This is a genomic window from Enterococcus cecorum DSM 20682 = ATCC 43198 (assembly GCF_000407565.1).
GTDB lineage: Bacteria > Bacillota > Bacilli > Lactobacillales > Enterococcaceae > Enterococcus_E > Enterococcus_E cecorum.
The window spans coordinates 354,928-368,532 of the sequence record NZ_ASWI01000004.1; the positions used below are offsets into that span (position 1 = coordinate 354,928).

The window sequence follows — 13,605 nt, forward strand, 5'->3', positions numbered from 1 at the left end:
TTGATAGAGCATCTAGTGTAAATACTAGGTGCTTATATTGTTTAGTAAAAAATGCTAAAAATTTTACTGATAAAATATTGACAAACGTTTAGTGAACGTTTATTATATGGTTGTAACAAAGAAAACGCATCCATTACAGGAGGGGAAAAGCATGAAAGTTGCTAAAAAATTGTTAGTAGGTGTTAGTTTGGTTAGTGCAGTTGGATTACTAGCTGCCTGTGGTAATTCATCTAAATCGTCTAATGGTGGTAAAACGAAAGAGATTGAATTCTTTAGTCAAAAGAAAGAAATGCAACCAACACTACAAAAAATTATCAAAGACTTTGAAAAGGAAAATCCAGATATCAAGGTTAAATTTACCAATGTACCAGATGCTGGTAAAGTCTTGAAAACACGTATCGCAAGTGGAGATACACCGGATGTAGTTAACGTTTATCCACAAAATGCTGATTTCCAAGAATGGGCAAAAGCAGGGGTCTTCGAAGATTTAACTGGTAAAGATTACTTGAAGAACTTAAAAGAAGGCGCAGCTGAAACCTATGCGATTAATGATAAAATTTATTCCATCCCATTAACAAACAATGCTTGGGGATTCTTCTACAATGCAGATAAGTTTAAAGAATTAGGTTTAGAAGTACCTAAAACTTGGGATGATTTTGAAAAATTAGTTGCCACAATTAAAGATAAAGGTGAAACGCCTTTTGCTTTAGCACTAACACAAGCAGATTCATGGACTTTAAATGGTTACCATCAATTAGCTTGGGCAACTGTAGCCGGTGGTTTCAAAGCAGCGAATGATGAATTAGTTCGCAGTCCTAAAGATGGCATTAAAACATCAAGTGAAGTATTCCAACAAGTAACTAAAGAATTAGATTTATTACATGGTAATGGACAAAAGAATGCAACTGGAGCAACTTATGATGATGCCATTGCAACGTTTGCTAAGGGCGATGCTTTAATCTTCCCTAATGGTATTTGGGCATTACCAGCTATCCAAAATCAACATCCAAAATTTGAAGTTCGTACTTTTGCTTATCCAGGCGTAAAAGAAGGACAAGAATTAACTGTTGGTGCGGCTGACTTAGCTTTATCTGTTTCAAATAAATCTAAAAACAAAGAAGCTGCCAATAAATTCATGAAATATATGACCACTAAAGCAGCAATGCAAAAATACTATGATGTAGACGGTTCACCAACCTCTGTTACTGCAGTTGATACAAAAGGTAAGTTTGAAGAAACAAAAGGGGTAACTCAATACGTATTTACTGATAAACAAATCGTATGGTTACAAAAAGAATGGATTTCAGAAGAAAAATTCTGGCATGCAACTGTTAACTATGTCAACTCTCAAAAACCAGATCAATTAGCAAATGATCTAAACACATTCTTCAACACAATGAAGAAATAAAAAATAATCAATAAAGGAGCACACCATTATGTTTAAGAAGGGATTTTTCAATCGTAGTTGGGCATGGCTGTTTGTCATCGTTCCAATTGTTTTACAGTTAGTATTCTTCTATGTGCCAATGGTGCGTGGATTTATCTATAGCTTAACAGACTGGACTGGTTTAACCCCAGATTACAATTTTATTGGATTAAAGAATTTTGAGCATATTGTTTCTGATTCTTACTTCATGAAATCAGTTGGGTTTACAGTAATGTTTACGATTGCCCTCATTATCGGTGAAGTGGTGCTCGGCATTGTGATTGCGCGTTTATTAAACCGCAAGATGAAAGGAGTAGGCTTTTTTAGAACAGCCTACTTCTTCCCCGCAGTGCTAAGTACGGTAACTTTAGGATTGATCTTTAAACAATTATTTAACTACGGTTTACCACAATTAGGAGAAAAATTAGGAATTGAGTTTTTATCACAAAACTTAATTGCTAATGAGCATACGGTATTTTGGGGAGTGTTATTTGTAGCTCTCTGGCAAGGTGTTGCGATGCCAGTCGTTATCTTCTTAGCTGGTTTACAAAGTATTCCCGAAGATATCTTAGAAGCAGCCGACATTGATGGGGCAAATAATTGGCAGAAGTTCTTAAATATTGAAATTCCGTATTTATTACCTTCGTTGAGTATGGTCTTTATCATGGCGTTAAAATCTGGGTTAACGGCCTTTGATTTGATTTATGCCTTAACTGGTGGCGGACCAAACGATAAAACGACCAGTCTAGGATTATTAGTTTATAATTATGCGTTCCAAAACAATCAATATGGTTATGCCAATGCGATTGCGGTTGTATTATTTATCGTGATTGCCATTATCTCAATCTTACAAATTCGTTTATCTAGAAAGTTTGAAGTATAGGAGGAGTAGAAGATGAAACGTAAAGGAACTGTTTTTAGTTATCTAGCTTTGATACTGGGATTTTGTTTAATCTTTATTCCACTGTATTTCACCGTCTTGTCTTCTTTTAAAGAAACAAGTCAAATCACTGGAAATTTCTTTGGTTTACCAAACCCATTTACGATGGATAATTTCCAACGTCTACTAGATGATGGGATTAGTCAATATTTCTTGAATTCGGCAGTTATCTCAGTATTTTCAATTGTTTTAATTACCTTTTTCGTACCAATGGCAGCTTTTTCAATTGCTCGTAATTTATCTAAGAAAAAAGCTTTTGCCTTGATGTATTCATTCTTGATTCTAGGTATTTTTGTTCCCTTCCAAGTCATTATGATTCCTATTACGACAATGATGACAAAATTAGGTCTTTCAAATATCCCAGGATTAATCATTTTGTATTTAGCTTATGCGATCCCACAGACTTTATTCTTGTATGTAGGTTACATCAAAACAGCCATTCCTGAAGAGTTGGATGAAGCTGCAGAAATTGATGGTTGTGGTAAGTTTCGGATGTACTTCCAAATTGCATTTCCATTGATGAAACCAATGCACGCAACGACATTGATCATTAATGCTTTGTGGATTTGGAATGACTTCTTATTACCTTTATTAATTCTAAATAAAGATAACTCTAATTGGACATTACCATTATTCCAATACAACTACCAAGGTCAATATTTCAGTGATTATGGTCCAAGTTTTGCTTCATATGTTGTAGGAATTATCGTTATCTTAATCGTCTACTTGATTTTCCAAAAGAATATTATTTCTGGTATGACAAATGGTTCTGTAAAATAATTTTTAGGAGTAGTCAAATGATACTTTTTGATGAGAAAATAAATGTATTTCACTTATTTAACGAAAAAATAAGTTATTTGATCCAAATTGAAGACTTTGGGTATGTCAATCATCTTTATTTTGGTAAGAAAATTAAAGGTTATTCGAATTTACATCGTTATCGTCGCATTGACCGCGCGTTTTCACCAAATCCGAGTGAAGCAACTGATCGTACCTTTTCTTTAGATACGATGTTGATGGAATATCCAAGTCATGGAAATGGCGATTTTCGCGAACCAGCTATTCAGCTACAATTCAAAGATGGTTCAACCATTTGTGATTTTCGCTATCAAGACTATCGAATATTCGATGGTAAAAAAGCATTACCAGGGTTACCGGCCACTTATGCTAATGAAGCTCAGGCGGAAACTTTAGAGCTTATTCTAGTCGATGAAGTCGCAAAATTACGCTTGGTTTTAAGTTATACAATTTTTAAAGAGTTGGCAGTATTGACAAGATCTGCTCGTCTAGAAAATCAAGGGACTCAGACCGTTGCGATTCAGCGTTTAGCAAGTAGCAATCTTGATTTTTATGCAAGAGAGCTAGAAGTTATTGATTTACATGGTGCTTGGGGACATGAGCGACAAATTGGACGTCAAGCCATTACGCAAGGAATTCGAATTTTTGATAGCAAACGCGGTGCAAGTAGTCATATGCAAAATCCATTTGTGGCCCTTGTAGAACCTACCACTACGGAATTTCATGGAGAAGCTTTTGGCTGTTGTTTAGTCTATAGCGGCAATTTTGAGGCAGTGGTGCAACAAGATCAATATCAGCAAACGCGTCTGATAATGGGAATTAATTCTTTTCAGTTTAATTGGCAATTGCAGCCAAACATGAGTTTTACCACACCGGAAGCCGTATTCGTGTACAGTGATCAAGGTCTTAACCAATTATCCGCAACTTATCATGATTTATTTAATCAACATTTGGTTCGTGGAAAATATCAGGGAAAAGAACGCCCAACGCTGATTAATAACTGGGAAGCGACTTACTTTGATTTTAACGAAGAAAAATTGATGCAAATCGTGGATGAAGCGGAAAAACTAGGTATCGAAATGTTTGTATTAGATGATGGCTGGTTTGGCAAACGCGATGATGATTATTCTTCGTTAGGTGATTGGTTTGAGTATCGCGAAAAATTAAATGGACGCTTGCAAAACATTGTAGAAAAAGTACATGCTAAGGGAATGAAATTTGGACTTTGGGTGGAACCTGAAATGATTTCAGAAGATAGCGAGCTATTTCGTGCCCATCCTGATTGGGCCTTTCAAGTGCCAAATCGTCCACGTAGTACGAGTCGTAGCCAGTATGTATTGGACTTTTCAAGAGAAGATGTTCGTGAAAAAATCTATCAACAATTAACAGCGATTCTTGATCATACGGATATTGACTATATCAAGTGGGATATGAATCGCAATATGACTGAAGTCTATTCAACCCAACTACCACAAGAAGCGCAAGGAGAAGTGGCCCACCGTTATATTCTTGGCTTATATGATTTGTTAGAAAAATTGACGACGCGTTATCCAGATATTTTATTTGAAAGTTGCTCTGGTGGGGGTGGTCGCTTTGATGCAGGAATGTTGTATTACATGCCGCAAACATGGACGAGTGATAATACGGATGCTTTAGCGCGCTTGAATATTCAATATGGCACGAGTTTAGCTTATCCGATTTCAACGATGGGTTCACATGTTTCAGCAGTACCAAACCATCAAACCCATCGCGTGACTAGTTTAGCAATTCGTGGCAATGTCGCGATGTCGGGTGTTTTAGGTTATGAGCTTGATTTAACGAAATTGACTGCCGAAGAAAAGATAAGCATTCAAGAACAAATTGTCTTTTATAAACAACACCGTGCTTTATTCCAGTTCGGACGATTTATCCGTTTGACTTCACCATTTGAGAAAAATAGTTGCGCGTGGATGTTTATTTCAAAAGATCAAAAAGAAGCCATCGCCTTTTATTTCAGAAAGTATACCCAAGCTTCCTTCCCGTTAGAAACTTTACGACTAGCAGGACTAGATGAAGAACAAATCTATGAACTGAATGGTTGTGAAATTTCTGGCAGTGAAGCCATGCATTTAGGTCTTTACATTGATGAAAACCTAACAGGCGATTATGCTACACAAATGTTTTATTTAAAAGCAAAATAACAGTAGTCAACCAAATGACTTGAATAATTCTCGTTTCATTTGGTTGCTTTTTTAAAGAAAAATTGGGGGTTATACCATGAAAATTAAAAATGAAGCGATGTTAATTACATATTGTGATAGCTTAGGAAATAATTTGAAAGATTTAAATAAAGTATTAGATAAACATTTAAATGGTGTTGTGGGTGGGATTCATCTGTTGCCTTTCTTTCCATCAACTGGTGATCGTGGTTTTGCGCCAAGTGATTATACCGTGGTGGATCAAGCATTTGGTACTTGGGAAGAAGTGGAAGCATTAGGCGAAAAATATTATTTAATGTTTGATTTCATGATTAACCATATCTCGCGCGAATCAAAATTTTTCCAAGATTTTAAACAAAATCATGAACATTCGCCTTATAAAGATATGTTTATCCGCATTCATGAGTTTTTCCCTGAAAATCGTCCGACACCAGAAGATATTGATTTGATTTATAAACGCAAAGATAAAGCACCGTTTCAGGAAGTGACTTTTGCCGATGGGACAACTGAGCAAGTGTGGAATACTTTCGGTGAAGAGCAAATTGACTTAGATGTAAACAAAGAAGTAACTAAACAATTTATCAAGGATACTCTAAAAGATATGGCAAGCCATGGATGTTCTTTGATTCGTTTGGACGCTTTTGCCTATGCGATTAAAAAATTAGATACCAATGATTTCTTTGTCGAACCGGAAATTTGGGAATTATTAGATGAAGTACGTAAGGAAGCAGCCAAATATGATTGTGAGTTGCTGCCGGAAATTCATGAACATTATACAATTCAAATGAAAATTGCAGATCATGATTACTATGTTTATGACTTTGCTTTACCAATGATTACCCTGTTTTCATTGTATAGTGGGAAGTCCAATCGTTTAGCTCATTGGTTAAAAATGAGTCCGATGAAGCAATTCACTACACTAGATACACATGATGGTATTGGGGTAGTGGATGCCAAAGACTTATTGAGTGATGAAGAGTTAAACTATACATCTGAAGAGCTATATAAAGTCGGTGCAAATGTGAAGAAAATATATTCTTCTGCAAGCTATAATAATTTGGATATTTACCAAATTAATTCTACCTACTATAGTGCTTTAGGGGATGATGACCGTAGTTACTTATTAGCACGAGCCATTCAATGTTTTGCACCTGGTATTCCACAAATTTATTATGTTGGTTTATTGGCAGGAAAAAATGACATTGAGCTATTGGAAAATACGAAAGAAGGTCGCAATATCAACCGTCACTACTATACATTGCCAGAAATCGATGAAGAAGTAAAACGCCCAGTGGTACAGGCTTTATTTAATTTACTACGCTTTAGAAATACTGCTTCAGCTTTTGATTTAGCTGGTGAAATCCTTGTTGAAACACCAAGCGAAGAAACAATCATCATCACTAGAAAAGATAGCCAAGAGAATCGTGCGGTATTGACTGCTAATCTTCAAACCAAGGACTTTGAAGTGAAACATAACGGAGAAGTAGTACTAACACAATTAGCTGAATAAGAAAAGAAGGAGTGCAAATTTTGTACTCCTTTAATTAATTAAAGCTCTTTAAAATATTTTTAATCTTGTCTAAAAATAAACGTGATGAAAACTTTGATATATCAAGGTTTAGTAAATATTTTAATAAAAAACACAGAAAATTTTAAATAAATGCTTGCTAGTTAGGTTGATACATGTTATTATCCATCTTGCAGCACAACTGCGAACGAGAGAGGCGAGTATGACTTTGCCAAACTTATTGCTGCCTGAAATTTAGGCAGATTTGATGTAGTAAAGGGGCTTTTCGCGCCCATTGAAGAGATGAGAAGAAATAAAAGGACTTCTTGTCGACTCAAATTTTTTATAACGTAATGATTCAATCATCATTATGCTTGTGAAAACGATTAGTAAGAGTGGTAAAAGTAGGCATGCTAAATAGACTCTGCGTTCTAACAATAATAAAGAGAAGGACTGTCCTTTTTTAGGGAGTCTTGATGAAATAAAATGTAGAAATCGAAAAACTCAGGTATAGGATGAAGACTGTACCTGAGTTTTTTTGTGCTTAAATAAACAGCTTATTTTTATAAGTGAGTAGCAAATCTCGCAATACCCTTGATTGACTGTTAAAGTGAGCGACTACATTAAAAAAGTGAAAATTTGATCGTGAGGTGATCGTAAGTGTTAACCAATCAAGAACAAATGCCCATCGTCCAAGCTTTGATGGATTTGAAAAAACAACGCCTAGTGCCTTTTGATGTACCTGGACATAAGCGAGGGAAGAGTGGGAGTGATCTTGTACAACTCTTTGGTGAAAAAACCATTTCCATCGATGCGAACTCGATGAAACTATTAGATAATTTAAGTCATCCTGTATCGGTCATTCGGGAAGCGGAAGAATTAGCCGCCCAAGCGTTTGGTGCTAAACATGCCTTTTTTATGGTTAATGGCACGACACAAGCAGTGCAAAATATGATTTATGCAACTGTCCAGGAAGGCGATAAAATTCTTTTACCACGTAATGTCCATAAAAGTGTGATTAATGCTTTGGTGATGTGTGGGGGAATTCCTGTATATGTCCATACGCCATTACAAAAAGAATTAGAAATTTCGACGGGGATGCCTTTTGAAGAAGTGAAGGCTACAATTGATGCTCATCCAGATGCCAAAGTGATTTTAGTCAATAATCCGACCTATTATGGGATTTGTTCTGATTTGTTACAGATTACCCAGTATGCGCATGAAAAAGGTTTAAAAGTCTTAGTAGATGAGGCGCACGGTACACATTTGTATTTTGGAAAAGGTCTACCAATCCATGCGATGGCTTCTGGTGCTGATATGGCTGCAGTTAGTATGCATAAATCGGGCGGTTCATTAACTCAGAGTTCATTTTTACTTTGCAATGCGTCCATGGATCCAGAATATGTCCGTACAATGATTAATTTAACCCAAACGACAAGTGCGAGCTATTTATTAATGGCTAGTTTGGATTTGGCTAGACGTAACTTAGTCTTAAATGGTGAAGAAATCTTTAAAAAAGTGGTGGCATTAGCGCAATATGCACGTGATGAAATCAATGAAATCGGGGATTATTATGCGTATTCAACCGAAATCATTGATCGAGAAGGTATTTATGATTTTGATGTGACCAAGCTATGTGTGAAAACGACTGGCATTGGTTTAACAGGTAGCGAAGTATATGATTTATTGCGTGATGAGTATAATATCCAAGTCGAATTTGGCGATACGGCTAATATTTTAGCTTATATTTCTGTGGGGGATAGAATTCATGATATTGAACGTTTGGTTTCGGCTTTATCCGAGATTCGTCGCCGCTATAAAAAAGAGTCACGGGATTTATTAGTTTTTGATATTGCGCAAACCGATGTCGTCATTTCGCCGCGCAAAGCATTCTATGCGCAAAAGGAAAGTCGTTTGCTTAAAGAGAGTATCGGTGAAATCTCAACGGAAATGGTCATGTGCTATCCGCCGGGAATCCCGATTGTGGCACCTGGTGAGTTGATTACAAAAGAAATTATTGAACATATCGAATATGCGAAGGAAAAAGGGTGTTTTTTGATGGGGACACAAGATCCAGAGGTGGCTTCGATTTGTATAGTGAAAGGGGAAGGCTAGATGGATTTATGGTATTCCGATTATCATGTCGATGATGTGAGACTATCGATTAATGTCGAGCGCGAAATCTATAGTCATCAAACAGAATTTCAGCATATTGCAATTTTGGATTCTAAAGAGTTTGGGCGAATTTTAACGCTAGATGGTGAATTAATTAGTACCGAAAAGGATGAATTTTTCTATAGTGAGATGATGGTGCATGTGCCAATGGCGGTACGACCAAAAATAAAAAAAGTCTTGGTCATAGGTGGTTGCGATGGGGGAATCTTAAAAGAATTATGTAAATACCCAACGATTGAACAAATTGATGTGGTGGAATTAGATGCCCAAGTCGTGCAAATTTGCCAACAATTCTTCCCACCGGCTGGCCAAGCTTTTCAAGATGAACGGGTACAATTATCGATTCAAGATGCGCTGAAATTTATGCGTCGTAAAGAAGATGAATATGATTTGATTATTGTTGATTCAGCTAATCCGTTTGGGGTCAATGAAAGTTTGTTTACCCGTGAATTCTACGGTAGCTGTTATAACGCTTTAAAACCTCAAGGCGTCTTAATTAGCCAACATGCCAATGCTTTTTACGCTGAAGATGAAGAAGCGTTTAATCATATCAGAAAACGTTTGACTTCAGTGTTTGAAAATAATTATGTCTATATGGCAAGTATTCCAACTTATGCGGCGGGCTATTTATTGTTTGGTTATTCATGTAAGTCTGGTCATCCGCTTTTAGATTTGCAAAAAGAAGTCTGGGAAAGTTTAGCTATTCCCACACAATTTTATAATGTTGCCTCGCATCAAGGGGCCTTTGCTTTACCAAACTATATTAAGGAGCTGTTGTAGATGTTAACACCAAATATTGAAACCTTCATTGCTTGTGAGTCAAGTTATGAAGAAGCACAAACGGTACTTTTCGGTGCCCCTTATGATTCGACCACCTCTTATCGTCCTGGTACGCGCTTTGCTAGTCGAGCTATCCGCAGCGAATCATTTGGCCTTGAAACTTATAGTCCTTATCAAGATAAAGATTTAGAAGAGATTCAAGTATTTGACTCTGGGGATTTAGAGCTTTCATTTGGTCGTGTGGACTTAGCTTTAGCAGATATTAAAGCACGCACCCAAACCATTTTAGCTGACAATAAGCGTCCTTTTATGATTGGTGGCGAGCATTTAGTGACTTTGCCCGCAGTAGAGGCGACTTTTGAGAAGTATCCTGATTTACAAGCGATTCAGTTTGATGCCCATACAGATTTACGTGAGGCTTATTTAGATGCTAAATTATCGCATGCGACCGTGATTCGCCGGATACATGATTTTCTAGGCGATGGCAAAATTCATCAATTTGGGATTCGCTCAGGGGAACGTGCGGAATTTCAATTTGCTAAAGAACATACGAATTTGCATAAGTATAATCTAGAGGGACTAAAAGAGACGGTTGCTGCTTTAAAGGATACCCCTGTTTATTTAACGATTGATTTAGATGTCTTTGATCCGGGCGTTTTTCCAGGAACAGGGACTCCTGAGGCTGGGGGGATTTTCTTTATGGAATTTGTCGAAAGCTTAAAGTTAATCAGTCAATTAAATATCGTAGCTTTAGATGTCAATGAATTATCACCTGCTTTAGATCAAAGTGGGGCATCTACTGCTTTGGCATGTAAAGTCGTTCGTGAACTATTATTAGCCATTCATTAATCAATTTGAGGAGGAAAAAAACTATGGCAAAAGCATTAATTATCGGTGCAGGAGGCGTCGCAAGTGTAGCGGTGCATAAATGTGTACAAAATAGTGAAGTATTTGAGGAAATTTGCATTGCCTCAAGAACGAAATCAAAATGTGATGCGTTAAAAGAAAAATTAGACGGACAAGGTTGCAAAATTTCAACTGCCAAAGTCGATGCGAACAATGTCGAGGAGTTGATTGCTTTAATTGAAGATTTCAATCCAGATATCGTCATTAACTTGGCTTTACCTTACCAAGATTTAACCATTATGGATGCGTGTCTAGCTACTAAAACCCACTATCTAGATACGGCGAATTATGAACCAGAAGACACGGCGAAATTTGAATATAAATGGCAATGGGAATATCGTGAAAAATTTGAAAAGGCAGGCATTACCGCGATTTTAGGATCTGGTTTTGATCCAGGCGTTACCGGTGTCTTTTCAGCTTATGCACAAAAACATTACTTCGATGAAATTCACCAAATTGATATTCTTGACTGTAATGCTGGCGATCACGGTTATCCATTTGCGACCAACTTTAACCCAGAAATCAATATCCGTGAAGTCTCTGCAAAAGGTAGCTACTGGGAAGATGGTCATTGGGTAGAAACGGAACCAATGGAAATCAAGAAAGTTTATGATTTCCCACAAGTTGGACCACGGGACATGTATTTATTACACCATGAAGAAATCGAATCCTTAGCATTAAACATTAAAGGGATTCAACGTATTCGCTTCTTTATGACATTTGGTCAAAGCTATTTAACGCATTTGAAATGTCTAGAAAATGTAGGGATGACAAGTATTGAACCAATTATGTTTGAGGGCAAAGAAATTATTCCTCTACAATTCTTAAAAGCAGTGTTACCAGATCCAGCTTCATTAGGTCCTCGTACCAAAGGAAAGACCAATATTGGCTGTATCTATCAAGGAGTCAAAGATGGCAAACCTGTGAACTACTATGTTTACAATGTTTGTGACCATGAAGAATGCTATAAAGAAGTAGGTTCACAAGCTGTTTCGTATACAACTGGGGTACCTGCGATGATTGGTGCAATGTTAGTCGTTAACGGGACTTGGAATAAGCCAGGCGTACACAATGTGGAAGAATTAGATCCAGATGCCTTCATGGAAGCTTTAAATCAATGGGGCTTACCATGGGTAGAAGATTTTAACCCTACTTTGGTGCAAGACTAATGGAAAATAAAATCTTATGGGATGAAATGAGTATCCCGACACCAAGCTTTGTTGTGGAAGAAAACTTATTACGAAAAAATCTAGAAATCTTAAAACGAGTACGCGAGGAAAGTGGTGCTAAGATTTTATTAGCACAAAAAGCTTTTTCGATGTTTCACTTCTATCCATTGATTCGTGAATACTTAGATGGCACAACAGCTAGCGGTATTTATGAAGCAAAGTTAGGGGCAGAAGAATTTGGTAAGCAAACCCATGTCTTTTCGCCGGCTTATCGTGATAGTGAGTTTACCGCTTTGCTTGAAATTTGTGATCACATCGTTTTAAACTCCTTTAGTCAGTGGCAACATTTTAAAGCACAAGCCTTGCAAAGTGGGAAGTCTTTTGGTTTGCGGGTCAATCCAGAATGTTCTACCCAAGAAGGACATGCGATTTATGATCCGTGTGCACCAGGGTCACGTTTAGGGATTTTAGCGAAAGATTTTGCAGGTCAAGATCTAACCGGAATTGAAGGATTGCATTTTCATACCCTATGTGAACAAAATGTGGATGATTTGATTCCTACCTTACAAGCTTTTGAAGAGGAATTTGCTGCCTATTTGCCACAGATGAAGTGGGTGAACTTCGGTGGTGGCCATCATATTACGCGCGAAGATTATCAAGTGGATGTCTTAATTGATGTCGTCAAACGCTTTAAAGAAAAGTATCAAGTGGAAGTCTATCTAGAGCCAGGGGAAGCCATTGCCTTAAATGCAGGTTATTTAGTGGCAAGTGTTTTAGATATAACTGAAAATCATGGCGTGAAAAATGCGATTTTAGATACTTCTGCGACTTGTCATATGCCAGATGTTTTAGAGATGCCATACCGCCCGATGGTTATAGGTAGCGCTCAACCAGCAGAAAAGCCCTATACCTATCAATTCGGTGGCCCAACTTGTTTAGCAGGTGATATTATCGGTCAATATTCTTTTGATCGGCCTTTACAAATAGGGAGTCGCTTAATCTTTTGTGATATGGCTATTTATTCGATGGTAAAAACGAATACATTTAATGGCATGCCGCTTGCCAATATTTATGCGTGTGATGCGGCCAATCAGTTACAGCTAGTCCGTAGTTTTAACTACCACGACTTTAAAAATCGTTTATCATAAATATTCAGTCATAGATAAGGAAGTTTTACTTCAGTATCTATGACTTTTTTATGTGCAGAAAAGAGCTGTGGGGGAAAAGTTTACATTCAGCGTTAAAACCTTTTAAAATAGGCCTGTTCATTCTATCGTGCATCATCTTGATAAAAATATGCGTTAAACAAATTTTTCACAAGAGCATGGAATGAAGTGATTGATTTAGAAAATTTACTATATAGGCGATTACATTGTTATTAAAGAAATTCCGTTTGAAAAAGTGCAAAAAGGTAATATTATTAGTTTTTATCAAGAGCATACCTTGGTGACGCACCGGGTGATTGAAAGAAATCGGGATTATCTTCAAACCAGAGGCGATCAAAACAATGTCAATGATTTAATTGCTGTGACAAAAGCCAATTATTTGGGAAAATATCAATTTCGAATCAAACAACTAGGTCGCTTTCTTTTATGGATGCAAGATCCGTTAGTTTATAGTTTAATCATGGCTGCGATTGCTTTAAGAATTGCGGTATTACTTTTGTTTAAAAAATGATTTTTCTAAGCGTAGAACATGTTCCAAAT

General features: G+C 36.9%; 11 protein-coding genes. All 11 read left to right on the plus strand.

Going from position 1 to position 13,605, the window contains the following annotated elements; translation table 11 throughout:
- Positions 1 to 151 precede the first annotated feature (151 nt).
- The 11 genes from I567_RS07655 (at position 152) to I567_RS07705 (ending at position 13,576) form a co-directional block, all read left to right on the plus strand.
- Positions 152 to 1,408: an extracellular solute-binding protein gene (locus tag I567_RS07655; protein ID WP_016251664.1), complete on the plus strand. Its 1,257-nt coding sequence runs from the start codon at positions 152 to 154 to the stop codon at positions 1,406 to 1,408.
- A 28-nt stretch (positions 1,409 to 1,436) separates the two neighbouring features.
- Entirely contained in the window at positions 1,437 to 2,309 is an 873-nt protein-coding gene (locus I567_RS07660) for a carbohydrate ABC transporter permease (protein ID WP_016251665.1), read from the plus strand.
- 12 nt (positions 2,310 to 2,321) lie between these two features.
- Positions 2,322 to 3,146 (plus strand): carbohydrate ABC transporter permease, encoded by an 825-nt coding sequence (locus I567_RS07665; protein ID WP_016251666.1) that lies wholly within the window; start codon positions 2,322 to 2,324, stop codon positions 3,144 to 3,146.
- Positions 3,147 to 3,163: 17 nt separating this feature from the next.
- On the plus strand, positions 3,164 to 5,344 hold the full coding sequence (locus I567_RS07670) for an alpha-galactosidase (protein ID WP_016251667.1): 2,181 nt from the start codon (positions 3,164 to 3,166) through the stop codon (positions 5,342 to 5,344).
- Between the two features lie 76 nt (positions 5,345 to 5,420).
- Entirely contained in the window at positions 5,421 to 6,872 is a 1,452-nt protein-coding gene (gene gtfA, locus I567_RS07675; RefSeq protein WP_016251668.1) for a sucrose phosphorylase, read from the plus strand.
- A 678-nt stretch (positions 6,873 to 7,550) separates the two neighbouring features.
- On the plus strand, positions 7,551 to 8,984 hold the full coding sequence (locus tag I567_RS07680; protein WP_034864076.1) for an aminotransferase class I/II-fold pyridoxal phosphate-dependent enzyme: 1,434 nt from the start codon (positions 7,551 to 7,553) through the stop codon (positions 8,982 to 8,984).
- Positions 8,985 to 9,824, plus strand: coding sequence for a polyamine aminopropyltransferase (speE, locus tag I567_RS07685; RefSeq protein ID WP_016251670.1), 840 nt, complete (start codon positions 8,985 to 8,987; stop codon positions 9,822 to 9,824).
- Complete coding sequence (gene speB / locus I567_RS07690) at positions 9,825 to 10,673, plus strand: agmatinase (protein WP_016251671.1); 849 nt, start codon at positions 9,825 to 9,827, stop codon at positions 10,671 to 10,673.
- A 23-nt stretch (positions 10,674 to 10,696) separates the two neighbouring features.
- The gene (locus I567_RS07695; protein ID WP_016251672.1) at positions 10,697 to 11,899 is read left to right on the plus strand and encodes a saccharopine dehydrogenase family protein; all 1,203 of its coding nucleotides are present in this window, start codon (positions 10,697 to 10,699) and stop codon (positions 11,897 to 11,899) included.
- Complete coding sequence (gene nspC, locus I567_RS07700) at positions 11,899 to 13,047, plus strand: carboxynorspermidine decarboxylase (RefSeq protein ID WP_016251673.1); 1,149 nt, start codon at positions 11,899 to 11,901, stop codon at positions 13,045 to 13,047. Before I567_RS07695 ends, nspC begins: the two co-directional genes overlap by 1 nt.
- A 211-nt stretch (positions 13,048 to 13,258) precedes the next feature.
- Complete coding sequence (locus I567_RS07705; protein WP_256998672.1) at positions 13,259 to 13,576, plus strand: signal peptidase I; 318 nt, start codon at positions 13,259 to 13,261, stop codon at positions 13,574 to 13,576.
- Positions 13,577 to 13,605 lie beyond the last annotated feature (29 nt).

Excerpts from the sequence above, each read along its gene's own strand:
- I567_RS07665 (WP_016251666.1), top strand. The coding sequence starts at position 2,322 with ATGAAACGTAAAGGAACTGTTTTTAGTTATCTAGCTTTGATACTGGGA.
- gtfA (WP_016251668.1), top strand. The coding sequence starts at position 5,421 with ATGAAAATTAAAAATGAAGCGATGTTAATTACATATTGTGATAGCTTA.
- I567_RS07660 (WP_016251665.1), top strand. The coding sequence starts at position 1,437 with ATGTTTAAGAAGGGATTTTTCAATCGTAGTTGGGCATGGCTGTTTGTC.
- I567_RS07680 (WP_034864076.1), top strand. The coding sequence starts at position 7,551 with ATGCCCATCGTCCAAGCTTTGATGGATTTGAAAAAACAACGCCTAGTG.
- I567_RS07695 (WP_016251672.1), top strand. The coding sequence starts at position 10,697 with ATGGCAAAAGCATTAATTATCGGTGCAGGAGGCGTCGCAAGTGTAGCG.
- speB (WP_016251671.1), top strand. The coding sequence starts at position 9,825 with ATGTTAACACCAAATATTGAAACCTTCATTGCTTGTGAGTCAAGTTAT.
- I567_RS07670 (WP_016251667.1), top strand. The coding sequence starts at position 3,164 with ATGATACTTTTTGATGAGAAAATAAATGTATTTCACTTATTTAACGAA.
- speE (WP_016251670.1), top strand. The coding sequence starts at position 8,985 with ATGGATTTATGGTATTCCGATTATCATGTCGATGATGTGAGACTATCG.
- nspC (WP_016251673.1), top strand. The coding sequence starts at position 11,899 with ATGGAAAATAAAATCTTATGGGATGAAATGAGTATCCCGACACCAAGC.
- I567_RS07655 (WP_016251664.1), top strand. The coding sequence starts at position 152 with ATGAAAGTTGCTAAAAAATTGTTAGTAGGTGTTAGTTTGGTTAGTGCA.